A 23,928-nucleotide genomic window follows, 5' to 3' on the forward strand; every position below is an offset into this window, starting at 1 on the left:
AAGAACTGGCCGAAGTCGGGCGGGGTCGCTGCGCTTATGCCAGGAATGCCGACACCGCCTTCTGCAGTTGCAGCAGCGCGATCACGAGCACGAGGGCCGCGTTGAGCACGCTCGTATGCGAGGCGATCCAGCCGCGGATGGACGCGAGCACGGGTGTGGCCTGCTCACCGCGCACGAGCAGAAGCAGCACGGGGATGAGGATCGGCAGGATGCCGACGACGCCGAAGAGGATCAGGACGAGTGCGTCGGTCGCACCCCCAAAACCCGCGAGGCGCACATCGAGCGCGGCGATGATCGCGCAAGACAGGTCGACGGGATTGAGCACGAAAATGCCGACGCCGAGCAGCAGGCTGCGGGTGGGCGTGAAGGTCTCGACCGACCGCAGCCATCCGGGCAGCTGCGGCGCCGCCTCGGTCACCTCGGTCGGCGTGCGCGCATGGGCCATGGCGACCGCCCGCGCGTGGCCCTTTCTGTAGATGTAGACGGCGCCCAGTATCAGCACGAGCGCGAAGACGAGCCGCACGGCCGACACCCAATCGGGCGGAGTGCTGCGCGGCTGCAGGTCGAACAACCCCAGAACGGCATAGCTCGCCCCCAACCCGATCGCGATTCCGAGCGCCCACCCGAGCGCGAAGAACACGCCCGTCACGCGGGCCCGCCGGGACAGCAGAACGGCCACGAGCGCCATGATGGCGAGCGGGCTCATGACGATGCCGAGCGCCAGCGGCAGCAACGACAGAACGAGGTCGCCCATGCCCTCTCCTCCCGTCGGTGGTCCCAGTGTGGCCCTCAAGGCCGCCTTCCGCCACCAAAAATTCGACACGTCGAACCATCACGGGAAAGTCGTCAGCTGCGCAGGTGCGACGCCCCGTTGAGGTCGAGGATGGTGCCCGACGCCCAGGTGGCCTCGGGGGACGAGAGGTAGAGCACGGCGGCCGCGATCTCGTGCGGTGCGGCGACGCGGCCGAAGGGGCTCTGGGCGCGGATGGCGTCGCCCGCCGGGCCCGAGAGCTTCTCGGATTGGCGGTCGGTGGAGACGAAGCCGGGCGCGATGGTCGAGACGGCGATGTCGTGCGGGGCCAGGGCGACCGCCATCGACTGGGCGAAAGCGTGCAGAGCGCCCTTCGTGGCCGCATAGGCGGGGTAGTCGGGTTCGCCCACGAAGACGCCGCGCGAGCCGATGGTGACGATGGTGCCGCCGCCGCCGGCCTCGATGCGGTGGTTCGCGAAACAGTAGGTGAGGTTGGCGGCGCCGCGCAGGTTGACGTCGATCATGTCGGTCCAGACGCGCTGCCAGTCGGCGTAGGAGACCTCGTCGACGCGGTGCGCCTTGGTGGCGGAGGGGCCGATGGCGGCGTTGTTCACGAGCGTGCGGATGTCGCCGAGGGCGTCGCTTGCGGCATCCATCAGGGCGCGCACCTGGTCGCCGTCGGCCAGATCGCCCGAGACCAGGGTGTGACCGTCGCCCGCCAGGAGCGAGAGGGTTTCTTCGCCGTCGGCACGGCTCGACCCGTAGTGCACGGCGACGCGGTCACCGCGCGCGGCCAGCGCGATCGCGATCGCTCGACCGATGCCGCGGGAGGCGCCCGTGACGAGGGCGGCGGGCCGTTCGACGGCGGCGTCGGAACGGTCGCGGTGGCTGTCGTCGGTCGCGCGGCCGAGGAGTTCGCGTGCGTGGTGGGCGGGCTCGGCGGGGAGCGGCGGCGGCGTGGAGGTCATCCCCTCACGCTACGGTGCCGGAACCGCCTTGCGCAGCAGTTCGCCGATGAACGCCTCTTCGTCGGGGCCGAGTTTCGTGACGGCGAAGGCCGTTGGCCACATGGTTCCCTCGTCGAGAGTCGCGTTGTCATTGAACCCGATGGTCGCGTAGCGCACCTTGAACTTGGCCGCGGCCTGGAAGAAGACGACCACCTTGCCGTCGAGCGCGTAGCCCGGCATGCCGTACCAGGTCTTCGGTGTCAGGGCGGGCGCGTGCTCGGCGACGATGGCGTGCAATCGCTCGGCGATGGCCCGGTCGTCGTCGGTCATCTCGGCGATCTTCTCGAGCAGGTCCTTCTCGGGGTCGGCCTTGGCGCCCTTTCTCGCCTGTTTGCGCACCTCGGCGGCGCGCTCCTTCATGGCGGCGCGTTCCTCGGGCGTGAAGTTCTCGGTCATGGCGCTCCTTCGTCGGATGTCGGATGTCGGACGTCTTGCCACGACCTTACGACCGCGGGGCGGCCCCCTGCTCGAGTAATTCCGCGCGGAAGGAGTCCGGCGCTCGCCGAGACGCCGGTCGGCAACCGCTCGACACGACGACAGATGGGCTCGCACCCGGATGATTCCGGACGCGAGCCCATCTGCCGTTGCCGGCACTTCCGCCGACTGCCGTGCGGGACGATCGCTCACGCGGATGGCGGGCCGGCCGCGTGTCGTCGCCTCAGAGAGCCGTCCGGCCTACGGCGTGTCAGACCCGGGGATGCTCGAGCCCGACGGTGATGCCGACGCCGCGGTCGCGGCATCCGATCGACGTCGACGCAGCGCCACGAGACCGACGACGGCGGCACCGAGCAGCACCGTTCCGGTGGCGATACCCGCCATGACCAGCGGGTTGTCGGCGCCCGTTGCGGCCAGGCCCGGCGGGGTGGTGCGCGGAGCCGGCGGAGTGGCCGGGGGCGTGGTCGGCGGAACCGTCGGCGGCGTCAGCGGTGGTTCGGCCGGGGTCGGCGGCACGGGCGGGGTAAACGGCACGGTGGCGCACGGGTTCTCGTCGGTGCCGAACTCAGAGGTCGACGGGCGGTGGGGAGCCGAGGCGACACACGCCGTATTCACGATATTGGCTCGCGCAGGGTCGTCGTTCGGCAACACCGTCACGCTGAACGTGAGGGTCGAGGTCGCGCCGACGGGCAATGCTCCCGCGTTCCAGACCACGCGACCCTGGGCATCGACCGTGGCCGAACCGGTCGTCGTGCGGATGCTGCCGTCCACGAGCGTCGCCTTGTCGAGCACGCCCTGATCGAGGTGGTCGACGGCTTCGGCGGGGTTGGTCGTCGTGAAGTCGCCCGTGCCGTCGCTCGTCAGGATGACCGTGTAGTCGATCGTGCTGCCGGCGACCAGGGGTGACGCGCTCGCGGTGCCGTGCTTCTCGATGCTGAGGTGCGGCGTCAGCGGGTCGATGGCGACGGATGCGACGGCGCTATCGGCCCCGAATGTCCAGTCGTCGATGCTGCGCTGGTCGCCCCAGCTGCCCGTCGTGCCCGTGTTGGCGTTGGGGGAGCGGTTCGCCGACGTGTCGTCGCCCGCCCAACGGTGCACGCCGCCGGTGCTGTCGATGCCGCCCGGGCCCGACGCGTGCAGCGACGTGTTCGAGTAGCGCTCGGCCGAGGTGTCGGTGAAACGCGAGTCGTCGAAGTAGACGACGCTCGGGTTCGTGCTGCCGCCCGTGAGCCGCAGCAATTCGATGCCGCCGCGCGAGACCTCGGTGTCGACGCGCAGGAAGTGCGCCTCGTTGGTGTGGGCCAGCGTCGTGCGGAAGGCGCTCGCGACCGAGGCGTCGACCGGATCGCCCGCGGCGTTCTTGCCGTCCCAGTCGAACGAGAACGGCCCGGTCTGAGGAACGATCACGGACTGTGCGACATCGGCGGGTCCGTCGAAGACGCCGTCGCCGTCGGCGTCGATCTCGAGTTTCACGGTGCCCGGTTGCGTGTCGAGCGTGCCCGTCAGGGTTCCGGCGTTGCCGGCCGTGCCCGAGCGGGCGAAGCTCAGGCCCGAGATGGTGGGCGGCGTGTAGGTGGCACCGACCCAGGTGTCGGTGGTGCGGCCATCCGCCCAGTTGGTGCTGGAGGAGGGCAGATCGGCGGCCGGCTGGTCGAGGAAGAGGCGGTAGCGCTCGAGGCCCGCGCAGGTGGCCGAGGAGCTGGGCTGCTCGTATGCGGCGCCCGACCCATCGGATTCCGATGACCCGGGCATCGGCACGGAGAGGTAGGCCGGGTCGCAGGCGGCGTCGCCGGAACGCACATTGCCTTTGTTGGTGACCAGGATGGTGGAGTCGACGCCGTTGTAGTCGCGCAGGGTCTCGCGGTAGAGCCCGCCGGTCTTGGTGAGCGCGAAGAGGCTGAGCGTGGTCTCGGTCGGCGTGTTGAAGGCGAGCGACTCGCTGAAGACGCGGCCGGGGATGGCGACGCCATTCTTCTCGGCCGCGATCTTCCACGTCACCCCGGGAAACTGGGGTCGGTTGGTGGCGATATCGGCGGGGTCTTCGACCGTGACCGCCCACACGCCGTCGACGTCGGCGACGATTCGCGTGTCGAGGGACACGGGGCCGCCCGGCGCGCTCGTCTGCCGCACTTTTCCGAGCGGATCGATGATGGTCACGGTCATGCGGGAGTCCATGCCGGGGTGTTCACCGAACGTCGCGGCGAACGCTTCGCCCGCCTTCACGTAGGCGAAGACCGTGGTCTTGTGGTTGTTCGTGGCGCCGCCGTGCAGAATCGTGCCGGGCAGCGTGGTGGCGGCCTCGCCCGCGGCGTGCGCGGCGGGCATGGTTGCCAGCAACGAGACGGATGTGAGGCAGGCGGCGGTGGCAAGCGCGGTGAACCGCGCGAGTCGTGGGCGGTGTGCCCGTGGATGGGTTCGTATCGGTGTGTTCATGTCGTCCTCCGTGGTGGCCTGTGGCGCCCGCCGTGGCCGTGGGGCCAGGTGATCGGGAACGCCGTGCGAGTCCTGCCACAGTATGCAAGCCCTATGCATCCGTGCCCTGTATTAATACAAAGCAGACACGGGGATGCCTCGCCTGCGCCGAGTTCGTGCGGAATCGGCACGCCGAAGTGGTCCCGACTTTCTGTCCGCGATTCGGCGTGTCGGAGTCCGTCGCTGCGGTCGAAACGCGGGAGGAAACGACGGATGCCGCCGCCCGAGGTGGGGCGACGGCATCCGGGGTCGTGCGTGAGATCAGTTGTACTTGTAGAAACCTTCACCTGTGGCGGTGCCCAGCTTGCCCTGGTCGATGAAGTTCTCCTTCAACAGGCGGGCGAACTCGGCCTGCTTGCCGCCGTGCGTCGAGGCGATGTTGTAGGCCGTGGTGAGGCCGACGATGTCGTAGATCTGGAACGGTCCGAGCGGCGCCCCCGTGCCGATGCGCCAGGTCTTGTCGACCGTCTCGGGGTCGGCGATGCCGTCGACATAGAGCTCGGCGGCGGCATCGAGCAGCGGCACCAGAAGCGAGTTCAGCACGTATCCGGCCTTCTCCTTCTTGATCTCGATGGGGACCATGCCGATCTGGCCGGCGAACTCGACGACCTGCTGGAAGACCGCGGGGTCGGTCTGGTCGGTGCCCATGACCTCGGCCGTGTTCTGCACCCACACGTGGTTGGCGAAGTGCAGCGCCAGGAACTTCTCGGGGCGACCCGTGAACGCGCGCAGGTCGCTCGGCAGCAGCGTGCTCGAGTTGGTCGCGAAGATGGTTTTCTCGGGGGCCGCGGCGGCCAGCTTCTGATAGGTGTCGCGCTTGATGTCGAGGCTCTCGGGCACGGCCTCGATCACGAGGTCGGCGTCGGCGACGGCGGCGGCCAGGTCGGAGCTGTAGGTGATGCGGCCGAGCGCCTCGGTGGTGCTGGCCTCGGTGGCGCCCTGGACCTCGTGCGTGTAGACCTGCGCGAGGCCGGCGGTGCGCGTGCGGGCGCCCTCGAGCACCTCGTCGCTGATGTCGTAGGCCACGACATCGAAGCCGTGATAGGCCGTCTGGTAGATGATCTGTGAGCCGAGAACGCCGGTTCCCAGCACGGTGACGCGCTGAAGCTTCGTCATGAGTTGTCCTCTTTCGTGGGTGATTCTGTGAGGGATGCATCCGGGGTGAGCGGATGCCGGGAGCGGAGGTAGCCGCTCGAGATCAGGTCGACCTGCCGCGCGATCGTGGCGGTCAGGTCGTCGGGGGAAGAGCCCTCGAGGGCGGCGCGCGCGATCTCGAGGTGCAGAACGTTGCTGATGGCGCGGGCAGCGAGGGTGGCGTCATCGCCGACAGCCGCTTCGCCCACCGGCGAGGCGTCGGCGCGTGCGGGCTGGTTGTTGGTGTCGGCGTTCCCGGGGCGGCCCGAGATGCGCCCGCTGAGGAGATCTGCGATCTCCCGCTGCAGTGTCTCGGTTAGCGCGAGACCCTCGGCGCGATAACGCTCGGTCGGCTCGCCGAACAGCAACTCGCGTTGGTAGTGGGTCGTGTTCTCGTGGGGATCGCGGCTGCCGCGGGCGATCGGGGCGAGCAGCGCCATTATGCGCGTGGCGGGCTCGGCTGTCGGCTCGGATGCGATTGCCTCACGCCCCTCGGCGATGCGCGCCGCGAACTCGCTGTTCATGACCATGAGCAGCAACTCGGCCTTGTTGGCGGCGTAGCGGAACAGCGTGCCGTTCGTCACGCCGGCGCGCTCGGCGATGCGCTGCGTCGTCACGCCCTCATAGCCGTCGGCACCGAAGAGTTCGGAGGCGGCCGCGAAAATCCGCTCCTGTTTGTCGAGCTTGTTGCGCTCGCGCCGGCCTTGCTCTGGCGACATGCCGCACCTCCCTGATCCGATTCGATCCGATCAACCGATCCTAAAAAGGAGTGTACTCCGTTTTGTCAGCGCAGGGAACGCACGCTCAATGTTCCGGCGCAGGGGATTGCCAGCAGATCACCTTCGGACAGGTCGGCGGGCAGCGCGACGAGAGCGTCGGTCGCGCAGGGCCCGCGGTGGTGAGCCGGATCGGCCGCCACCTGTGCCGTGCGGACAGCCGCGGTCGACGGCCGTCCGATCAGGCGCGTTTCGCGCCACGTCGCGGCGAGGTCATCCAGGCACGCGTCGACGAGCACGTCGAGTGAACCGTCGGGGCGACGCGCGACAGAGGTCACCGAGACCACCACGACGGCCGCCTGATGCACGGGCGACGGTCGGCCGTGGGTTCCCGGGATGACAGCGGCCGCGGTGTGCACACACGGCGTCTCGCAGAGTTCGACGAGTCGGCAGAGCGATACGCCGGCTACGGCCACGTCGTCGACGGTCGCGACGGTCGCCTCTGGCCAGGCGTTCACATCGAGCGGGTCCGGGATGCTGCGCCGCAGCGACGGCATGATGGTCGTGAGGGTCATCGGGCGGCCCGTCCGCAGTGTGACGCGAAAGTGCTGTCGGCGGGTTCGTCTCCCGCGCGGGGGTCGGCGGTGGGGTCGTAGCCCACGCCGGTTCGTGCTGATGTCATAGGGCGAGTCAACGCGCGTGGACGAGCGGATGCAGCATCCCTCACGACCCTCGAACGGAACCCGCCGACATCCTCACGAAACCGAAACGGGCTCAAGCCCGCGAACCGCGGACGCGCTACGGCAGGGCGCGGCAACCCACGCCACGCGACGGCGCGCCACGCCACCCCACGGCACGGCGGCGAAGCCGGACGAGGCGCGCCCTCAGGCCTGCACGTGGTGCTTGCCGATGGGTAACATGAGCGGCGCTCCCGACGTGGGGTCGACGATCACGCGGCTGTCGAGGCCGAAGACCGCGCGCACGCAATCCTCGGTGAGAACCTCGGCGGCGGGGCCCGCGGCGTGCACCGCGCCATCCGCGATCGCGACCAGGTTGTCGGCGTAGCGGGCCGCGAGGTTGAGGTCGTGCAGCACCATCACGACGGTCGTGCCGCGCGCGCGGTTGAGGTCGGTCAGGAGGTCGAGCACCTCGACCTGGTGGTTCACGTCGAGAAACGTCGTCGGCTCGTCGAGTAGCAGCAGATCGGTCTGCTGGGCCAGGGCCATGGCGATCCACACGCGCTGGCGCTGGCCGCCCGAGAGCTCGTCCACCGAACGCTCGGCGAGATCGAGGATGCCGGTGGCCTCGAGTGCCGCCGCAACGGCCGCGTCGTCGTCGGTGCTCCACCGCGAGAAGATGCCCTGGTGCGGATGCCGGCCGCGCCCCACGAGATCCGACACCGTGATGCCCTCGGGTGCGATGGGCGACTGCGGCAACAGGCCGAGCGTCTGCGCCAGCTGCTTGGGCGGCATTTTGTGGATCTGCTTGCCGTCGAGCAGCACCGAGCCGCCGCGGGGCGTGAGCAACCGGGACATCGAGCGCAGCAGCGTCGACTTGCCGCACGCGTTGGCGCCGACGATCGCTGTGATGCGGCCGGTCGGGATGACGAGGTCGAGGCCGTCGATCACGACGCGGTCGCCGTAGCCCAACACGAGCCGTTCGACGACGAGCGTGTGCTGTTCGGTCACAGGGAGCCTCCGGAGCGGTTCGAGCGGATGATGAGCCAGATCAAATAGGGCGCCCCGAGCACGCCGGTGACGACGCCGACAGGGAAACGCGAGCCGAAGGCATACTGCCCGGCGAAATCGGCGACCAGCACGAGCAGCGCGCCCACGAGGGCCGAGGGAATGAGCAGCGAGCCGCCGGGCCCGACGAGGCGGGCCGCGATGGGGCCCGAGAGGAAGGCGACGAAGGCGATGGGTCCGGCGGCGGCCGTGGCGAACGAGATGAGGCCGACCGCCGTGACGATCACCACGAGGCGCGTCACGTTCACGCGCACGCCGAGGGCCGCGGCCGTGTCGTCGCCCAGCTGCGTGGTCGACAGGTCGCGCGAGCGGCTGAGCAGCACCGGGCCGAGCACCGCAAGAGCGATGAGCACGGGGATGACCTGAGGCCAACTCGCTCCATTGAGGCTGCCGGTGAGCCAGCGGGTCGCCTCCTGCAGGTCCCACTGCGCCGCGCCCGACAGCACCCACGTCGTGAGGCTCTCGAGCATGGCGGCCACGCCGATGCCGATGAGGATGAGGCGCGTGCCGGCCACCCCGCCGCGATAGGAGAGACCGTAAACCACGAGGGCGACGACGAGGCCGGCGACGATGGCGAAGGCCGAGACCTCGGCGTCATCCAGCGAGAGGGTGACGATGGCGAAGGCCGCGGCGGCGCTCGCTCCGGCGCTGATGCCGATGATGTCGGGGCTCGCCAACGGGTTGCGCAGCATCGTCTGGAACGTGACGCCACCCAGGCCGAAGCACAGGCCGGCGGCGATCGCGAGGGTGGCGCGGGGCAGGCGCAGGCGGCCGACCGTGAAGCTGGCGCCCGGGACCTGCTCGCCGAGCAGCACGTGCCACACGTCGAGCGGAGAGTAGAAGGTCTGGCCCACAATGAGGCTCACGAGGAAGACGGCCGCGACGGCCGCGGCCAGCACGATCATCACGGTGCGACGGCGGCGCCCGCGGCGGATGCGGTTGCGGGCGACCTCGTCGACGAGACGACGGCCCGCGGCATCCGAGGTCAGGTCGGAGGTCGGCGAGGAGGGGCGCAGGGCGTTCGACGTCATAGCTGCCTGATCTTCTGGCGGCGCACGATCCAGATGAAGAACGGCGCTCCGATGAGGGCGGTCAAGATGCCCACGTCGATCTCGGCCGGTCGCGCGATGATGCGGCCCACGACATCCGCGATCGTCAGCAGCACGGCGCCGACGACGGCGGAGAAGGGGATGAGCCAGCGGTGATCGACGCCCACGATGAGGCGCACGGCGTGCGGCACGACGAGGCCGACGAACGCGATCGGACCCGTGATGGCCGTCGTGGCCCCGCACAGGATGACGGCACCGAGGGCCGCCGACCCGCGCGCGAGGGCGACCCGCTCCCCGAGACCGGCGGCGAGTTCATCCCCGAGTGCGAGGGAGTTGAGGCCGCGCGCCGACAGGATGCAGATGGCGAAACCCACGAGCAGGAAGGGCGCGACCTGTTCGAGGCTCGCGAAGGTGCCGCCGCCGACGCCGCCGATCTGCCACGAGCGGATGCTGGCCGAGACGTCGCCGCGCGGGATGACGATGGCGCTGACGAACGAGGCGAGGGCGGCCGACGTGGCCGCACCGGCGAGGGCCAGCTTGAGCGGGGTGGCGCCGTCGCGGCCGAGCGAGCCGATCGTATAGACGAAGACCGCGGCGATCGCGGCGCCGGCCAGCGCGAGCCAGATGTAGCCGCTCGCGGCCGTGAGGCCGAAGAAGGAGATGCCGATGACGACGGCGAGCGAGGCGCCCATGTTGACGCCCAGGATGCCGGGGTCGGCGAGCGGGTTGCGCGTCACGCCCTGCATCACGGCGCCCGAGACGGCGAGGGCCGCACCCGCGACGACCGCGAGCAGCGTGCGGGGGATGCGCTTGGCCACCGACGCCTCGGCGAACCCGTCGGTGCTGCCGCCGAGCGCGGCGAGAACATCCGAGACGTTCACGTCGCGCGACCCGATCGTGAGCGAAGCGAACATGGCTAGCGCCAGCACGCCGAGCGCGACCAGCAGCCAGAGACCACGAAGACGCCGAGGACGCCGCACGATGGCGGCATCCTCGGCGCGATCAGGCGTCGTCAGGACCACTACTGCTTGTCTGCGGCCTGCGCGAGAAGCTCGGTGTATTCGCCGAGAACGTAGGAGATGGACAGCGGCGTCGGGTTGGCCGCGGTGCCCAGCGGGCCCGTGCTCGGCAGGGCGACGATGGCCTTGTTCTTCACGGCGGGCATCTGCGACAGCACGGGGTCGGCCTCGAGGGCGGCGACGAGGGTGTCGTCGCCGTAGGTCACGATGACGTCGACGTCGTTGAAGGCATCCGCCTGCTCGGCGCTCTGCGTGAGCGAGAAGAGGTCGGTCGTGGCCGAGGCATCCTCGATGCTCTTCGGCTGGCTGAGGCCTAGGTCGTCGAAGAAGGCGACGCGCGTGTCGTGGGTCGTGTAGAAGCTGACCTCGCTGAGGTCGGTGCTGTCGACGTGCGTGAGGAACATGGCGGTCGTGCCGTCGAGCTGCGGGAACTTCGCCGCGGTGTCGGCGATCTCCTTCTCGAGCTTGCCCACGAGCTCCTCGCCCTCGGCCTTCATGCCCATGGCCTCGCTGTTGATCTCGATCATCTCGCGCCACGGGGTGCCCCACGCGGTCTCGGGGTAGGCGACGGTGGGGGCGATCTCGCTGAGCGTGTCGTAGTCCTCCTGCGTCAGGCCCGAATAGGCGGCGAGGATGACATCGGGGTTGGTGTCGGCCACGGCCTCGAAGTCGATGCCGTCGGTCTCGTCGAAGAGCACGGGGGTCTCGGCGTCGAGGTCCTTCAGCTTGTCCTCGACCCACGGCAGCATGCCGTTGTCGTCGTCGTCGCCGAACGTGGCGGCGGCCATGCCGACGGGTACGACGCCGAGCGCCAGCGGCACTTCCTGGTTGGCCCAGTTGACGGTGGCGACGCGCTCGGGCTTGGCGTCGATCGTCGTGGTGCCGAGGGCGTGCTTGATCGTGATGGTCTCGAAGTCACCGCCGTCCGACGAGGAGCCGGTGGTGCCGCCGGAGCTGCAGGCGCTGAGGCCGACGGCGAGGACTGCCGTGGCGGAGATGGTCAGAAAGCGGGACGCGCGAGACATGGGTTCCTCTCGAAGAGCCCGCATCCCCGCTCGGCGCCGACGTCGCACGGAAGGGCGCGAGCGGCTGAACGGGCCTCGGATGCGGCGCCTCAGGGTGGGGATGGAAGGTGCAGTAAGGATTGCCTAACCAAAGTTACGGAAACACGAGCCTTCGTGCAAGTCGAGGCGTCGTGCACGTGGAAGCGCCCTGCACATCGAGGCGCCCCGAGCGTCGACGGGTCAGTGGCTCGGGCGGGCCGGCCGCAGCCGCGTGTCCTCGAGGTCGAGCATCGACTGGGCCTCGCGCAGCACCCGTGAGGGGTAGGCCCCGCGGCTGGCGGCTTCGAGCAGGCGTTCGCGTTCGGCATCCACGACCGCCAAGCGCAGCGTGCGATAGAGGTGATGGGGCGTGGAGCGCAGGCTCGTCTCGTCGGGGGAGTCGAGCTCGTGCGTGCGCTCCCACACCGATTCAGCCCGCAGAAAAGACGCCTGCCGCACGCGCTCGATCACCTCGGGGTCGATCTCTTCGGTGCTGCCCAGCGTCTCGTTCGGGTCGTCGAGCACGGCCAGCCCCGCATAGCTGATCTCGTCGAGCAGCTCGGCCAGCTCACGGTGGTCTTGCGCCTGGTCGATGCCCTCGATGCGCAGCAGGCGGATGAGCGCGGGCAACGTTCCGCCCTGAATGACGAGTGTCAGCACCGCCACGGTGAAGGCGATCAGGATGAGCTGCTCCCGATAGGGCGTGTCCTCGGGCAGCGATTGCGCGGCCGCCAGTGTGACCACGCCGCGCATGCCCGACCAACTGAGCACGAGCCCGCCGCGCCAGTCGATGCTCTCGCGCCGCAGCTGCTCGAGGTCGGAGCGCCGCCGGTCGTACAGCCGCTCGGCCCGCCTCAGGCGCCGCGCCTCGAACGAACTCCGCAGGGGCACGGTGCGGAAATACATGAGCGCGAGCGACATCTGATACGTCTGCTTCTCGGCCCGTTGAGCGCGGCGCTGCAGGCTCGCGACGAGCGGCCCCATCCACAGGAAACGGATGCCGACGAGTGCGACGGTGGCGATGGCGCCGATGCCCACGGCGTCCCACACGCCCAGGATGGTGGGGTCGACGTGTTCGATGAGCGTGCGGATCTCGAGGCCGATGAGCAGGAACACGGCGTTCTCGAGCAGGAACTGCACGGTGCGCCAGTTGATGCGGTCGCTGATGCGGGTCTGCGCCGAGAACGAGCGCGGCGACGCGTGCCCCGTGTAGAGGCCCGCGACGACGACGGCCAAGACGCCCGAGGCGTTGAGGTATTCGGTGGGCATGAACGCCGCGAACGGCACGGCGAACGAGATCGCGGTGTCGAAGACGGGGTCGTGCAGTTTGGTGCGCACCCACACCGTGACGAAACCGACCACGAGGCCGACGACGATGGCGATGACGACGGCGTAGAGGAAGTCGGTCACGGTGGCCCAGGGGGTGAGCAGTCCGCCCGCCGCGGCCGCCGTGGCCGAACGCAGCAGCACCAGGGCGGTGGCGTCGTTGACGAGCCCCTCGCCCTCGAGCATGGTCAGGATGCGCGGGGGAAGACCCAGGCGGCGGCCGATCGAGGTGGCGGCCACGGCATCCGGCGGGCTGATGATGGCGCCGAGGGCGATGGCTGCCGCGAGGTTGAGGTCGGGCAGCAGGGAGTAGAGCAGGAACCCGGTGGCGAAGGCCGTGACGATGACGAGCACGACCGACAAACTCGTGATCGTGCCGAGGTTGCGGCGAAAATCGACGACGGGAACGCTGATGGCGGCCGCATAGAGGATGGGTGGCAGCACGCCGTCGAGCACGATCTCGTGCGGCACCTCGATGAAGGGGACGCCCGGCAGATAGGACAGCACGACGCCCACGATGACGAGGATGATGGGGGCTGCCACGCCGAGGCGACGCGAGAAGTACGCGACCCCCACGATGACGGCGATGCCGACCACCGCGTAGACGCCGAGTTCCATGGAACAAGCCTAATCGCGCGCGTCGGGGCGGCGCGGGTGCGGTGTCGCGGATTGACACACAGGAGGGGCGGGCCTACACCCGCGGCGCCGGACCATCCGCAATCTTCCGGGTCGCTCAGACGGTCGAACGCCCCGGGTTGAGCGCGCCGAGCGCCGACGACCCGGCGGCGGGCTTCAGGCCGAGCGCGCGCACGATCTCGGCGGCCTCCTCGGCGGGTTTGCGGCCCGCGTCGATCAGAATTCCGCGCTCGTCGGGCTCGAGCGGCTCGAGCGTGTTCATCTGCGAGTCGAGCAGCGTCGTGGGCATGAAGTGGTCGATACGCTTCGTCAGCCGCGTTCCGATGAGCTCCTTCGAGCCCAGCAGGTGCACGAAGATGACGTTGTCTTCGCTCAGCACGTCGCGGTAGACGCGCTTCAGCGCCGAGCACGTGATGATGCCGGGAACATCCGCCATGGTGTGTTCGATGATCCATGACGACACGGTGTCGAGCCAGGGCCAGCGGTCGTCGTCGGTGAGGGGCGTGCCGGCGGCCATCTTCTCGACGTTGGCGTCGGGGTGCAGGTCGTCGCCCTCTTCGAAGTCCCAGCCCAGCTGCCCCGCGAGCAGCGCCGCCACGGTCGACTTGCCCGACCCGGAGACACCCATCACCACCAGCACGGGCTGCCGACCGTTCAGGTCGATGTTCTGCGTGATGGGTTCCATGGATGCCTCCGAGTCTGACGTGTGGCGGTGCTGCTGGTCTGTGCGTGCCGGCGTGTGAGCCGGCGTGTGCGGGCTAGACGAAGATGTCGAGGATGAGCACGCCGCCCAGTCCCACGACCGAGATGATGCACTCCATCACGGTCCAGGTCTTCAGGTTCTGACCGACGGTCGTGCCCAAGTATTCCTTGACCAGCCAGAAGCCCGCATCGTTGACGTGCGAGAGGAACAGCGAGCCGGCACCGATCGCGAGCACGAGCAGCGAGACCTCGGCGCCCTGCAGGTTGGCGGCCACGGGGGCCAGGATGCCGGCGGCCGTCACGGTCGCGACGGTGGCCGAACCGGTGGCCACACGGATGAGAGCCGCGACGACCCAGGCCAGCAGCACGACCGAGATCCCCGTGTCGTTGATGGCGTTGGCGATGACGGTTCCGATGCCGGTGTCGATCAAGACCTGCTTGAAACCACCACCCGCACCCACGATGAGCAGAATGCCCGCGACATCCGGAAGCGAAGAAGCCATCGACTTCTGCACGCCCGCGCGGCCCATGCTGCGGCCGAAGAAGACCATGGCGTAGACGAGCGCGATCGACAGGGCGACCATCGGGGTGCCGAGGAAGTCGAGGAATGCCTTGAACGAACCCTCGTCTCCGGGGGCGACCGAGTCGGCGATGCTGCGCGCGAGCATGAGCACGACGGGCAGCAGGATTCCGCCGACGGCCACGGCGAAGCTCGGGCGACGACGCTTCTCGTCCTCGTCCTTCGCGGCCACGAACAGGTCGGGCACGGGCACATCCACCCAGCGGGCGGCGATGTTTCCGAAGATGGGGCCGGCGATGATGACCGTGGGGATGGCGACGAGGATGCCGAAGGCCAGCGTCAGGCCGAGGTCGGCGCCGAGCGTGGACACAGCCACGAGGGGGCCGGGGTGCGGGGGAACGAGGCCGTGCATGACCGAGAGGCCGGCCAGCGCGGGGATGGCCACCTTGATGAGCGAGATGCCGCTGCGGCGGGCCACCAGGATGACGATGGGGATGAGCAGCACGAGGCCCACCTCGAAGAACATCGGCAGGCCGACTAGGGCGCCGATGAGGCCCATGATCCACGGCAGCGACTTGGGGCCGGCGCGCTTGATTAGGGTATCGACGATGCGGTCGGCTCCGCCCGAGTCGGCGAGCAGCTTGCCGAACATCGCGCCGAGGCCGATGAGCACGCCCACGCCGCCCATGGTCGAGCCGAAGCCCGTGGTGTAGCTCGTGACGGCCACGCCCGGGGCGAGACCCGCGCCGATGCCCACGCCCACGGCGCCCACGGTGAGGGCGAAGAACGGATGCACCTTCAACCAGGTGATCAGCGTGATGATGATGGCAATGCCGACGAGCGCCGCAATGATGAGCTGCGGTTCACTGCTGGCCGGCTGGATGGCGTCGTCGGCCATCGGTGCAATGAAGGGGTACATCTTCGTCCTCCCGCGGGGACGCTTCGATGCGACCCCATTGTCAGGGCAGTCTCACATGTCGACCGAGGTCGGGCATAGTAGAAACTGAAAAGGTTGATCCTATTTATCTGATTAATCAGACTCAGGAAGTGTTACACGCCGAACGCGGTGCGTCAAGACGCGCGCCCGATCGGCCGGCGGCAAAGGAATGGCGATGGCACTGAACACGGGCGGCGCGGCCCCCACCGAGCGCGGTCTGCACGCGCAGGTGCTGGCGGCCGTGGGCGAAGACATCGTCGACGGCATCTACCCCATCGGCCAGGTGCTCAACCAAGACGAGCTGACGGCCCGTTTCGGCGTCTCGCGTTCGGTACTGCGCGAAGCCCTGCGTGTGCTCCAATCGCTCGGGATGGTCGAGCCCCGGCAGCGCGTCGGCACCCTCGTTCAGCCGCGCCACGCCTGGAACCTGATGGACCCCCAGATCATCTCGTGGCGCGGACGCGGGCGCGAATACTTCGTGCAGCAGCGCGAACTGCTCGAGCTGCGGCTGGGCATCGAACCCGTGGCCGCGCGGCTGTGCGCGGCCCGCATCACGGATGCTGAGGCATCCGCCATCGTGGCCGCCGCCGACACCATGGTCGACGCCAACGCCGCGGGCGACGAGCGTCGTTTCTTGCAGGCCGACATCGCGTTCCACTCGCTGATCCTGCGGGGGTCGGGCAACGCCGTCATGGGCCACTTCTCGGGCACGGTCGAAGCACTTCTGCGCACCCGCCCGCGCGAGCGCCGCGGCACGATCACCGAATACACGTCACCGTCGGCGCACCGCCACAACGAGCTCGCCGCCGCCCTCGGCCGCCGCGAACCCGAGGCCGCCTACCGCTGGTCGTTCGAGCTGCTCTCGGCCACGCTCGAGGAGTTCATCGCCGAAGGGTGATCGTTCGGCATCGGCCGCCCGTCGTTAGTCGTCCAGTTCGCCTGTCTCGTTACCCGCGCCTGCCTAGCTAGGGTGGGCGCATGAGGCGATGGATGCGGAAGCGCGCTGTGCGCGCCTACATTCGCCCTCGAGTCCTGCGCCTCAGCGATCATCTCCTTGACGAGTTCTACGTCTTGCGTGTTGAGTCGTTCGGAGAGGCGCTCGAGACGATGAGCGACGAGCGCGCCGATCTGGCGATCGACCTCGACTGGGCGCAGACGCAGACCGTCGGGAGCTTGTTCTGGGGCATCAACCGCGAGGGATCCCGATGTCGCGCGGACTGGCTTGCGGATGCGGAGCGGCTTCGTAGAGAGGCGGCCGCGCAGGGCTTTGCGGAAACGGAAGCGCGCCTGGCTGAAATGTGCCGATTGCTCGGAGCGCTGCATACTGCGTGATGCACTGAGCGGTCTTTGCGTGCGGCATTGCCTCAGCTGCCTGCCTGCCTGCATGCATGCATGCTTGACTGTCTTGCTCGGCTCGGGGTGGTCAGGCGCTTTTGCTGGCGGGCGCGGCCGAGGAGAGGCGTTCGAGCCAGTCGAGGAGGAGCGCGCGCTCGTTCGCGCTGAGGATTTTTCCGGTTCCCGTTCCGGCCGCCGTGATCGAGCCCGTGCGAGCTGGCCGGGTGGCGGGGTCGTCTGTGTCGGTCGGAGTCGCGAACAGGGCGGGTGCAGTGTCTTCGGCCGCGGGGGAGTCGTCGTGCAGGAGCGCCGCCAGTGTTGAGGCGACGGCCGCGAGTCGAGCCTCGGTGTCGGCGGCCGTGCGCGCGGCGTTGGCGCCCGTCGGCGCGGTGAAGACCGAGTCGCCGAAGACTTGCGCGTGGATGGCGTCGCGCAATCGGCCGGAGAGTGACGGGTCGTCGAACTCGGCGCCGCGGTTGATGATCATGAGGCAGGTGCCGACATTGGCCGACAGGATCATCTGCGCGGCGACCGAGGCCGAGACGGTCAGAAGCCCGACCGCCGCGGCCCGTTCGAGGTCGCGCTGCAGGAACGCGTGCGCGTCGGCCGCCGCCCGGCTGCCCGACACGAACGGCGAGAAAATGAGGCGGTAGAACACGGGATGCTCGAGGGCCCAGGCGGTGTGCGAATCCCAGTCGTCGCGTACGACCTGCACGGGGTTAGCGTCGGCTGCGGGCACGCGCTTGGGGTCGAGGTGACGCGAGAACGCCTCGTCGACGACCGTGGCGATAAGCCGATCCTTGTCGCCGAACTGCCGGTAGAGCGTGGGGGCTTGGATGCCGGCGCGCTCGCAGATCTCGCGGGTCGAGACATCCCCCGTCTCTGACGCCGCCAACAGCTCGGCCGTTGCCCGGATGATCTGTTCGCGCGTCCCCACCTTCAAACGTTAACGCACGTGGGTTAGCGCTACTGACGCGAAAACCGACTATCGCACGCAGGGCATGCTGGGGCTGATTGTCCGGCCAAAACCTCTCTGCCGTTACTCTGACAAAATGGTGTCCGCATTGTGGCGCCTAAAAGACGGCCGCCGGCACCTCTAAACGAGGGCCGACGGCATCTAACCGATTCGACTATTAGACGAAGGTTCTCTTGTCCAGATCCTTCACCAACGACTCGTAGAGCTTCCAAAGGTCTGACTCGCCCTCAGGCTTAGCCCAGTCGTGCGAATTTCCTTCAACTGTCAAGGGGTTGGGTAGGCCGTCGTACCAGACAGTCAGCTCGATCATCCCTGGCCAGGCGTCGGCGGATGATCCTTTGCGATCAACAGGTTCGCTAGCTCGCACGGCGTAGCTGGCGATCGCTGACCGTCGTGCCACTTTAGCTACACTCGTCACGTCCTCGTCAGTGATGTCGACAACGGTTGCGACGATCACACGATGCTCAGTGAACACCACCACTTGGGCAGTCCAAGAGTCTTCGTCCATGTGGCCATAGCCGAATTGCACCGAGTCGCCATTTGCCGCTGTCGCGAGGCTGCTGAGAAGCCTCGAATACCAGCCGTCGTACTCGTGGTCTTCGAGTGCGTTGATCGAGAATCGGCTTGTCTGCCGGACGCTCCTAAGTGCCCAATCTAAATCGTTGATTATCTCGGTATGGATCTTGCTTCTCGACATATTTCCCCCTCGTTGATGAAGCACCGATTGGTGCACGATTGCGCTGTGTGGCGGAAGAGCGCTGCTCAAGTGGCTGCGGCAAATACGAACGATCCTCCGGCGCCGCGCCATGCGCGCCGTTTGCCCTCGCGGTGATCTTCCGTTCTTTTAGAACGTACGATGCCGCCAAATCCTGAAGCGAATATCGGCGGCATCTGGCCCAGCGGATGGTCTAAACCGCAGGTGCTGCTATGGGTCACCAGCATGAAACTAGTGACCCACACAGATGCCCCGAGCTAGTAGTAGAACTTACAGATAGCCACGACGGGTTGTGTATCAGCACCCGACTGGCGGGTGAATCCGCACCTTGAATATGCGTTAGAGATACGAGGATGGAGCATGTCAACGGCTTCAGCCGAGGAAACTTCAGCTTGGTAAAGCGCGCCGCCCTGCCGGAACGTTTGGATCTTCTTGTTCAGATATGAACCATTGAAGTACCCCCGGCCTCCCGTCAATGAAGGCTGAGTTCCGACGCCGGACCATTGTCCGTGCACCATAGTTCCATCCTTATAGATCGTCGAAGCCGCCTGAGCCGGGATAACGGCTGTCGCGCCCACAAGTGCGACACCGGCTACAAAACCTGAAATGAGTTTGCCTGCACGACTACTCGATTTCATCTGAAATCTCCTGCGGCATGATCTCAAGTTTCACTCCGCTGTCGCTCAGAGACTCAGAAATTTTGACCCGTTCGTCGGCTGACACGGAAGGATCGAGCGTTACGAGATTGCTGCTGGTTTGTTCAAGCGGCAACGCAGAGGCCGAGCGCTTGGCCGACCTTGAAGACAATTTCTGAGCCGCCTGGTCTGAAAGCAGATAGACCTCGGACGTACCTTCAGGTCCGGAGATGCGAATGTTCGCACCTGACTCATTGAACTCGGAAGGGGAGCTGCACCCAATTCCGGCAGTCCATTCCGCCCCAGATACGTAAGTTATGACACAAAGCTGACCTTGTTCGTCGAGCGCCGAATAGGTGGACCCTGAATCCGATTGGTCTAGAAGTCGCACTGTCTCAAGCTTGTACGCACCCGGTTCCAGCTGAGCAGCAATCACCTCTGGGAGAGCGACAGCCGGCTCGTTCGAGGCCAGCAGATCGAAGTCATACTCCGATGCAGCAAAGGACTTTTCGGGCACAGAAACATTTGGCGACGCCGTAGCTCCCAATGTCGTGCTCCCAATTACGAGCGCAAAACTGAAACCAACAACCACTCCCGCCGGTCCCCAGTTCCGAAGAAGATTTCTTGACTGTTTTTGATCCTTCATGATTTCCCCTAGGTCCTCAGTGACTGTACGAGCAAGTGATAGGTATGGCGGAACTTGATGTGCCAGTTGGCGCACGCCAACCACATCGGCTCACGACATTCGTATAGGACTGATGTAGGACCTGCGTCCCCGTCCCAATTTCATCAGCAAAATGTAGCGTCTGGTTGAACCTGCTCGTTGCAATTGTGGAAACCCCCTTTGCCCCAAAGTTTCCGCTGATCCGGCCACCATTCATCGTGGTAGTTGCGCTTGTTCTTATTGCGCCGGAAGCTGAATTGCCGTTTTTATACGTACTCCATGACGCGTTCGCAGAAGCAGTTGATCCCGCGATCAGCGCCAACACGAGGGCGAGGCTAGACACCGCTCGCGGCAGAAATTGCTGCCTTTTTGACTTCACTCTTCAAATAGCTTTCGGCTATCGCCAGAAAGGAAAAAATCGACGCGAGCACACCAATTAGCGCCAATCACGCGACGATACTTCCCCCCAGAACCAGAGTCCCCAGCTCTTGTTGTGAAAGTATCAGCGACCCGCCAGCTTGTCTAGAGACCTACGAGGAAGGTCCCTGGACATAGGCATAATCACCGACAATCTCGGCACCCTCAGGAGCTTCGAGCCCTTTCTTCAAGTCCGTGAGCGTAACGGTATAGCCATCTTCGGAAGTCAAGGAGATCGGCAGTTCATTCCCGCAACCTCGAGCCCAGCCTGAATTTCCATCAACGTTGACGGTAAGAAGGCACATCTCCTTGGGTTCCGAACTGGTCTTCGCGGCAAATATCGAGACACCGCGTCCGTCCACGCCAATAAACCGGGTCGATTGATCGTCAATCTTGGCCTCCTCGACGATCGCGCCGCTGACGGCATCCTGCCCCGACTTTGGCTGATTAAACACCGCCAAAGGCTCCTGCGGCGTGCACCCCGAAACGCTCGAGAGAATAACGAGAAGACCGGCAAAGCCGAGTGTTGTCTTATACCTATGAGTCATGACAGGAGCATAGCTCGGAGGTACAGGCCGTCCATTGACAAGGCCGCTTTGGCTGGGATGGGGGATCAAATGGACATCGTCGTATGTTCGACCTCCGACGAGACTCGCTAATTCCTGCACGGGCCCAGGCCCGTGCAGGCCCATGCAACACAGTTTCGTCTGAAGAAACACCACATCGTTCCTGACCGAGAACGAGACCTTGTCGTAGTTCGTATCAATGGGCTTGAACTACTGGTCCACGGCGGCGATATTTTCCTAGGTCTCTATGACCACGAGAAGCACTGTTGTTACAGCGAGACTAGCCAATTCCGCTGTAGATACCCTCTCGGTATATGCAGTCGTGAAACGCGTCGGAAGGCAGCAGTTTCGAACAACCGCGATAGCTTCCACCCGAACCGTCAGATTGGCTCGTTGACCCGATAATCCATCCCCCCACACAAGTTATGACAATTACCATCAAAACAGCGAGACAGCCGATGCCGCACCCCTTGCCGCTTTTCGAAACAGGAGCGGGGGCTGACTGACTTTCCGGATCAACCTCTCTAGAAGCCGAGGCCAATGGGTGATGCTCTTCGTTATGAACGAAAGCGACTGAAGCCGGCTCATCGTCTCCGTCGAATATGGGGCGATAGTCGCTCGTCCACGTCTCGCCGTTCCACCAACGCTGACGAGCGCTCCCGTCAGGTGCCCCATACCAACCAGATTGTGAGTATGGGGGCGGCGCTTCCGACATGGTTGAACCTTAGCGAATACCGTGCGTGGCGGCTCTCCCTAATGCCGAGGATCCAGGGGTAATCACCCGTAACGGCAGAGTGAAGGGACTGCCGCGCATCTGATGGGCTCGGCAGCTACTCGCGCAGATCTCTCTTCAGCCCGGCGACAAGAGCCCAAAGCGGGGCGGGATCATCAGGTCGGAAGGAGTCATAGCCTTCGCCCGCGAGCTCAACTGCTTTGGCAAACGCGGGATATTTCAATGAAATTGAAATGCCGCCCGGCCACTCATACTTGTTTCGACCCGACGCATCGATCTGTCCATTTACGCCGATAGACAGTGATAGGAGCGACGACCGAGGAGCCACGACCACGCGAGGTACAGCATCGTCTGACAGGCTTTCGACCGATGCCACGATGACGTTGTTTTTGGTGAATACGGTCACCGTGGGTGCTGGTTTTGCCGCGCTCCCGTTGGCATTCGCATAGGCAAATTCCAGCGTATCCCCCTCCGTAACCACGACGAGAGCAGACAAGAGGCGCGCATACCAACGTGAATACGTGCTTGGGTCTATCATCGCGATGGCATTGAAGGAGCCCGTATTTGACGGTCGGATCATCAGATCGAGTTCGTTAGCGCGGTCTTCGTGGGTCTGCAATCGGGTCATGATGGCTCTCCTATCATCAAGTGATAGATACCAGGAACGGCTGACGTTCCTGGCGCGTCCCGCTGTGTGCGCTTTTGCCCGCCCGGTGATCTGCCGGCCTCTCGCACAACGAACGATGCCGCCGACTCCTGGGGTAGAGGTCGCCGGCATCTGGGCAACTCGCGGGTTGGCTTGAGCGTAATTCCCATGTGACCGTGACGTCGGCAGGGCCCCCGCTACGACAACCTCGCAATCACCCACCGTGGGGCCTTTGCTCTTTGAGGTGTCCTGACCTGGGTATGTGCATGACGATCGATCATTTGCAATAGCGCGCACGAAGCGCTCGGAGCCGCGCTCGAGTGACTGAGTCGCTCTAGTAGCTTCGGAGTCGTCGAGGAGGGGCTATGTCCGACGCTGGTCGCATCACGGTTCTCGTAGCCGAGCGAGAAGCTCTTTTGCGGCGCGCCCTGCGAGAGCTCGCAGATAGGGATGCGGAATTGACCGTCGTCGGAGAGGCCCGTGATCGGCAGGCTGTCGTGCGGCAGGCGGCTGCCCTGAACCCCGACATCATCGTGCTCGGCCCGCGCCTGGTCGATTCGGAGGGCGCTGCTGTGGCGGAACAGGCTCTCGACGGCGATTCGAACGCTCGGATCGTCGCGATCTTCTCGAGGGGTGATTCCGCGGTCGCGTTGTTGCGCGCGGGAGTGGCCGGAGTGGTGTGGGCCGACGGCGAACCGGAGGAACTCACGACGGCCATCGGGAGCGTGGCCTCCGGATGCGAGGTTCTTTCCGCTCGAGCGTCTCGCGAGGTCATCCGGTTCGTTCGAGAACAGCCGGCCCGCAAGACCGCTCCCGATCCGCGCCGACACGGACTTTCGGGGCGCGAGATACAGGTCGTGGTCTCGTTGGCGGGCGGCCGATCGAACAGCGAGATCTCCCGCGACCTGCGGCTGTCGGAACCGACCGTGAAGAGTCATCTCAGTCGGGTCATGGCCAAGTGGCAGGTGCGCGATCGCACCCAGGTGCTTCTTCTGGCCGCGCGGTACGACCTCGTCGATATCTCGTCCGACATCGCTGGCGACGTTCCCAGCGAGCGTCGCAAGCGGGGGTCGACGACCTCGGAGATCTCCTAGAGAGCCTGCGGGGAAGCATCCGATCGGTCTCGGACGATGCGCTGCTGGCCGAGGTTGCCGATCCAGCGCACCGCGAAGGCGAGCACGACGAAGACCACGATGAGTGCCGCGCAGTAGAGCGCGACGCCGCCGTAGCCGCCGTTGGCGTCGGGGTTGAAGAAGGGGTAGGCGTAGAAGCCGGTCGCGGCGCCGCGCACGAGGGAGTAGACGACATAGGCGGCCGGGAAGATCATCCAGGCGAGTGCCGCGCGCACCGAGAGGCGCGAGAGGGGCGGCCAGACGATCCAGTCGAGCATGACCGCGGCCGGCATGATCATGTGGTGCACGACGTTGATCCAAGGCTGCAAGGCGCCGAGGTCGACATCCTGGAGAAGTGCGCCGAAGACGATGCCGACGAAGGCGAGGTAGACGACCGAGGCCCCGCGGATGGCGTCGTCGGTGCGCGAGGGCGGAACCCGGCGGATCAGGCGCACCGCCCCCACGATGAACACCACGCTGCCGAACAGGTTCGACAGGATCGTGAAATAGCTGAAGAAGCTGACCAGGTCGAACCCGAGGCTGGCCGAGATCACCAATTGGGTGATCACACCGGCCAGGGCTGCGGCGGCCAGAATCAGCCGACCCGCGATCACGGGCACTCGAAGACTCATGGTCG

General features: G+C 66.4%; 26 protein-coding genes. 4 read left to right on the forward strand and 22 right to left on the reverse strand.

What is annotated here, in order from left to right; genetic code table 11:
• Positions 1-34: 34 nt before the first annotated feature.
• From ACUWEX_RS00770 to ACUWEX_RS00835, 14 genes are all read right to left on the reverse strand, one after another.
• Positions 35-754 carry a GAP family protein gene (locus ACUWEX_RS00770; protein ID WP_445996777.1) on the reverse strand — a complete coding sequence of 240 codons (720 nt, stop codon included), beginning with the start codon at positions 752-754 and terminating at the stop codon, positions 35-37.
• Between the two features lie 92 nt (positions 755-846).
• Positions 847-1,719, reverse strand: a complete 873-nt coding sequence (locus ACUWEX_RS00775) for an SDR family NAD(P)-dependent oxidoreductase (RefSeq protein WP_445996778.1) — start codon at positions 1,717-1,719, stop codon at positions 847-849.
• Between the two features lie 9 nt (positions 1,720-1,728).
• Positions 1,729-2,154, reverse strand: coding sequence for an iron chaperone (locus tag ACUWEX_RS00780; RefSeq protein ID WP_445996779.1), 426 nt, complete (start codon positions 2,152-2,154; stop codon positions 1,729-1,731).
• Positions 2,155-2,433: 279 nt separating this feature from the next.
• The gene (locus tag ACUWEX_RS00785; RefSeq protein WP_445996780.1) at positions 2,434-4,518 is read right to left on the reverse strand and encodes a DUF7927 domain-containing protein; all 2,085 of its coding nucleotides are present in this window, start codon (positions 4,516-4,518) and stop codon (positions 2,434-2,436) included.
• 408 nt (positions 4,519-4,926) lie between these two features.
• The gene (locus tag ACUWEX_RS00790; RefSeq protein ID WP_445996781.1) at positions 4,927-5,781 is read right to left on the reverse strand and encodes a 3-hydroxyacyl-CoA dehydrogenase; all 855 of its coding nucleotides are present in this window, start codon (positions 5,779-5,781) and stop codon (positions 4,927-4,929) included.
• On the reverse strand, positions 5,778-6,518 hold the full coding sequence (locus ACUWEX_RS00795; protein ID WP_079726408.1) for a TetR/AcrR family transcriptional regulator: 741 nt from the start codon (positions 6,516-6,518) through the stop codon (positions 5,778-5,780). The genes ACUWEX_RS00790 and ACUWEX_RS00795 overlap by 4 nt, the downstream gene beginning before the upstream one ends.
• Positions 6,519-6,583: 65 nt before the next feature.
• Positions 6,584-7,090 (reverse strand): hypothetical protein, encoded by a 507-nt coding sequence (locus ACUWEX_RS00800; RefSeq protein ID WP_445996782.1) that lies wholly within the window; start codon positions 7,088-7,090, stop codon positions 6,584-6,586.
• Between the two features lie 309 nt (positions 7,091-7,399).
• Positions 7,400-8,203, reverse strand: coding sequence for an ABC transporter ATP-binding protein (locus ACUWEX_RS00805; RefSeq protein WP_077054503.1), 804 nt, complete (start codon positions 8,201-8,203; stop codon positions 7,400-7,402).
• Entirely contained in the window at positions 8,200-9,291 is a 1,092-nt protein-coding gene (locus tag ACUWEX_RS00810) for a FecCD family ABC transporter permease (RefSeq protein WP_445996783.1), read from the reverse strand. The genes ACUWEX_RS00805 and ACUWEX_RS00810 overlap by 4 nt, the downstream gene beginning before the upstream one ends.
• Positions 9,288-10,331, reverse strand: coding sequence for a FecCD family ABC transporter permease (locus ACUWEX_RS00815; RefSeq protein ID WP_445996784.1), 1,044 nt, complete (start codon positions 10,329-10,331; stop codon positions 9,288-9,290). The genes ACUWEX_RS00810 and ACUWEX_RS00815 overlap by 4 nt, the downstream gene beginning before the upstream one ends.
• Entirely contained in the window at positions 10,331-11,353 is a 1,023-nt protein-coding gene (locus tag ACUWEX_RS00820) for an iron-siderophore ABC transporter substrate-binding protein (RefSeq protein ID WP_445996785.1), read from the reverse strand. The genes ACUWEX_RS00815 and ACUWEX_RS00820 overlap by 1 nt, the downstream gene beginning before the upstream one ends.
• Before the next feature lie 219 nt (positions 11,354-11,572).
• Positions 11,573-13,315: a cation:proton antiporter gene (locus ACUWEX_RS00825; RefSeq protein WP_445996786.1), complete on the reverse strand. Its 1,743-nt coding sequence runs from the start codon at positions 13,313-13,315 to the stop codon at positions 11,573-11,575.
• A 115-nt stretch (positions 13,316-13,430) separates the two neighbouring features.
• Positions 13,431-14,018, reverse strand: coding sequence for a gluconokinase (locus ACUWEX_RS00830; protein WP_445996787.1), 588 nt, complete (start codon positions 14,016-14,018; stop codon positions 13,431-13,433).
• A 73-nt stretch (positions 14,019-14,091) separates the two neighbouring features.
• The gene (locus tag ACUWEX_RS00835; RefSeq protein ID WP_445996788.1) at positions 14,092-15,474 is read right to left on the reverse strand and encodes a GntP family permease; all 1,383 of its coding nucleotides are present in this window, start codon (positions 15,472-15,474) and stop codon (positions 14,092-14,094) included.
• A gap of 193 nt (positions 15,475-15,667) precedes the next feature.
• Between ACUWEX_RS00835 and ACUWEX_RS00840 the strand changes: the two genes are divergently transcribed.
• Together ACUWEX_RS00840 and ACUWEX_RS00845 are read left to right on the forward strand one after the other, a co-directional pair.
• Entirely contained in the window at positions 15,668-16,390 is a 723-nt protein-coding gene (locus tag ACUWEX_RS00840) for a FadR/GntR family transcriptional regulator (protein ID WP_159449447.1), read from the forward strand.
• A 107-nt stretch (positions 16,391-16,497) separates the two neighbouring features.
• Positions 16,498-16,824, forward strand: a complete 327-nt coding sequence (locus tag ACUWEX_RS00845; RefSeq protein WP_445996789.1) for a hypothetical protein — start codon at positions 16,498-16,500, stop codon at positions 16,822-16,824.
• A gap of 91 nt (positions 16,825-16,915) precedes the next feature.
• Here the strand turns inward: ACUWEX_RS00845 and ACUWEX_RS00850 are convergent, their stop codons facing one another.
• The 4 genes from ACUWEX_RS00850 to ACUWEX_RS00865 all read right to left on the reverse strand — a co-directional run bounded on the left by ACUWEX_RS00850 (position 16,916) and on the right by ACUWEX_RS00865 (position 19,799).
• Positions 16,916-17,764: a TetR/AcrR family transcriptional regulator gene (locus ACUWEX_RS00850; RefSeq protein WP_445996790.1), complete on the reverse strand. Its 849-nt coding sequence runs from the start codon at positions 17,762-17,764 to the stop codon at positions 16,916-16,918.
• A gap of 196 nt (positions 17,765-17,960) precedes the next feature.
• Positions 17,961-18,500, reverse strand: coding sequence for a hypothetical protein (locus ACUWEX_RS00855; protein WP_445996791.1), 540 nt, complete (start codon positions 18,498-18,500; stop codon positions 17,961-17,963).
• 275 nt (positions 18,501-18,775) lie between these two features.
• Positions 18,776-19,156 carry a hypothetical protein gene (locus ACUWEX_RS00860; protein WP_445996792.1) on the reverse strand — a complete coding sequence of 127 codons (381 nt, stop codon included), beginning with the start codon at positions 19,154-19,156 and terminating at the stop codon, positions 18,776-18,778.
• Positions 19,143-19,799, reverse strand: coding sequence for a hypothetical protein (locus ACUWEX_RS00865; protein WP_445996793.1), 657 nt, complete (start codon positions 19,797-19,799; stop codon positions 19,143-19,145). Before ACUWEX_RS00865 ends, ACUWEX_RS00860 begins: the two co-directional genes overlap by 14 nt.
• Before the next feature lie 164 nt (positions 19,800-19,963).
• Here ACUWEX_RS00865 and ACUWEX_RS00870 point away from each other — a divergent pair, with 164 nt between their 5' ends.
• A complete protein-coding gene (locus tag ACUWEX_RS00870) occupies positions 19,964-20,257 on the forward strand; it encodes a hypothetical protein (protein WP_445996794.1) in 294 nt (97 codons plus the stop codon).
• A 90-nt stretch (positions 20,258-20,347) separates the two neighbouring features.
• On the opposite strand, the gene ACUWEX_RS00875 is transcribed toward ACUWEX_RS00870, so the two are convergent.
• The 3 genes from ACUWEX_RS00875 to ACUWEX_RS00885 all read right to left on the reverse strand — a co-directional run bounded on the left by ACUWEX_RS00875 (position 20,348) and on the right by ACUWEX_RS00885 (position 22,161).
• The gene (locus ACUWEX_RS00875) at positions 20,348-20,782 is read right to left on the reverse strand and encodes a hypothetical protein (RefSeq protein WP_445996795.1); all 435 of its coding nucleotides are present in this window, start codon (positions 20,780-20,782) and stop codon (positions 20,348-20,350) included.
• A 298-nt stretch (positions 20,783-21,080) separates the two neighbouring features.
• Positions 21,081-21,515 (reverse strand): DUF2510 domain-containing protein, encoded by a 435-nt coding sequence (locus tag ACUWEX_RS00880; protein ID WP_445996796.1) that lies wholly within the window; start codon positions 21,513-21,515, stop codon positions 21,081-21,083.
• Between the two features lie 115 nt (positions 21,516-21,630).
• Positions 21,631-22,161 (reverse strand): hypothetical protein, encoded by a 531-nt coding sequence (locus ACUWEX_RS00885; RefSeq protein WP_445996797.1) that lies wholly within the window; start codon positions 22,159-22,161, stop codon positions 21,631-21,633.
• A gap of 383 nt (positions 22,162-22,544) precedes the next feature.
• On the opposite strand from ACUWEX_RS00885, the gene ACUWEX_RS00890 reads away from it, so the two are divergent.
• Positions 22,545-23,273 carry a LuxR C-terminal-related transcriptional regulator gene (locus ACUWEX_RS00890; protein WP_445996798.1) on the forward strand — a complete coding sequence of 243 codons (729 nt, stop codon included), beginning with the start codon at positions 22,545-22,547 and terminating at the stop codon, positions 23,271-23,273.
• Here ACUWEX_RS00890 and ACUWEX_RS00895 read toward each other — a convergent pair.
• Positions 23,270-23,923, reverse strand: coding sequence for a Pr6Pr family membrane protein (locus tag ACUWEX_RS00895; protein ID WP_445996799.1), 654 nt, complete (start codon positions 23,921-23,923; stop codon positions 23,270-23,272). The two genes, ACUWEX_RS00890 and ACUWEX_RS00895, sit on opposite strands and share 4 nt — an antisense overlap.
• Positions 23,924-23,928 lie beyond the last annotated feature (5 nt).

The sequence above is a fragment of the Okibacterium fritillariae genome (assembly GCF_052783725.1).

Excerpts from the sequence above, each read along its gene's own strand:
- ACUWEX_RS00770 (WP_445996777.1), bottom strand. The coding sequence starts at position 754 with ATGGGCGACCTCGTTCTGTCGTTGCTGCCGCTGGCGCTCGGCATCGTC.
- ACUWEX_RS00775 (WP_445996778.1), bottom strand. The coding sequence starts at position 1,719 with ATGACCTCCACGCCGCCGCCGCTCCCCGCCGAGCCCGCCCACCACGCA.
- ACUWEX_RS00780 (WP_445996779.1), bottom strand. The coding sequence starts at position 2,154 with ATGACCGAGAACTTCACGCCCGAGGAACGCGCCGCCATGAAGGAGCGC.
- ACUWEX_RS00785 (WP_445996780.1), bottom strand. The coding sequence starts at position 4,518 with ATGCCCGCCGCGCACGCCGCGGGCGAGGCCGCCACCACGCTGCCCGGC.
- ACUWEX_RS00790 (WP_445996781.1), bottom strand. The coding sequence starts at position 5,781 with ATGACGAAGCTTCAGCGCGTCACCGTGCTGGGAACCGGCGTTCTCGGC.
- ACUWEX_RS00795 (WP_079726408.1), bottom strand. The coding sequence starts at position 6,518 with ATGTCGCCAGAGCAAGGCCGGCGCGAGCGCAACAAGCTCGACAAACAG.
- ACUWEX_RS00800 (WP_445996782.1), bottom strand. The coding sequence starts at position 7,090 with ATGACCCTCACGACCATCATGCCGTCGCTGCGGCGCAGCATCCCGGAC.
- ACUWEX_RS00810 (WP_445996783.1), bottom strand. The coding sequence starts at position 9,291 with ATGACGTCGAACGCCCTGCGCCCCTCCTCGCCGACCTCCGACCTGACC.
- ACUWEX_RS00820 (WP_445996785.1), bottom strand. The coding sequence starts at position 11,353 with ATGTCTCGCGCGTCCCGCTTTCTGACCATCTCCGCCACGGCAGTCCTC.
- ACUWEX_RS00825 (WP_445996786.1), bottom strand. The coding sequence starts at position 13,315 with ATGGAACTCGGCGTCTACGCGGTGGTCGGCATCGCCGTCATCGTGGGG.
- ACUWEX_RS00830 (WP_445996787.1), bottom strand. The coding sequence starts at position 14,018 with ATGGAACCCATCACGCAGAACATCGACCTGAACGGTCGGCAGCCCGTG.
- ACUWEX_RS00835 (WP_445996788.1), bottom strand. The coding sequence starts at position 15,474 with ATGTACCCCTTCATTGCACCGATGGCCGACGACGCCATCCAGCCGGCC.
- ACUWEX_RS00840 (WP_159449447.1), top strand. The coding sequence starts at position 15,668 with ATGGCACTGAACACGGGCGGCGCGGCCCCCACCGAGCGCGGTCTGCAC.
- ACUWEX_RS00855 (WP_445996791.1), bottom strand. The coding sequence starts at position 18,500 with ATGTCGAGAAGCAAGATCCATACCGAGATAATCAACGATTTAGATTGG.
- ACUWEX_RS00860 (WP_445996792.1), bottom strand. The coding sequence starts at position 19,156 with ATGAAATCGAGTAGTCGTGCAGGCAAACTCATTTCAGGTTTTGTAGCC.
- ACUWEX_RS00865 (WP_445996793.1), bottom strand. The coding sequence starts at position 19,799 with ATGAAGGATCAAAAACAGTCAAGAAATCTTCTTCGGAACTGGGGACCG.
- ACUWEX_RS00875 (WP_445996795.1), bottom strand. The coding sequence starts at position 20,782 with ATGACTCATAGGTATAAGACAACACTCGGCTTTGCCGGTCTTCTCGTT.
- ACUWEX_RS00880 (WP_445996796.1), bottom strand. The coding sequence starts at position 21,515 with ATGTCGGAAGCGCCGCCCCCATACTCACAATCTGGTTGGTATGGGGCA.
- ACUWEX_RS00885 (WP_445996797.1), bottom strand. The coding sequence starts at position 22,161 with ATGACCCGATTGCAGACCCACGAAGACCGCGCTAACGAACTCGATCTG.
- ACUWEX_RS00890 (WP_445996798.1), top strand. The coding sequence starts at position 22,545 with ATGTCCGACGCTGGTCGCATCACGGTTCTCGTAGCCGAGCGAGAAGCT.
- ACUWEX_RS00895 (WP_445996799.1), bottom strand. The coding sequence starts at position 23,923 with ATGAGTCTTCGAGTGCCCGTGATCGCGGGTCGGCTGATTCTGGCCGCC.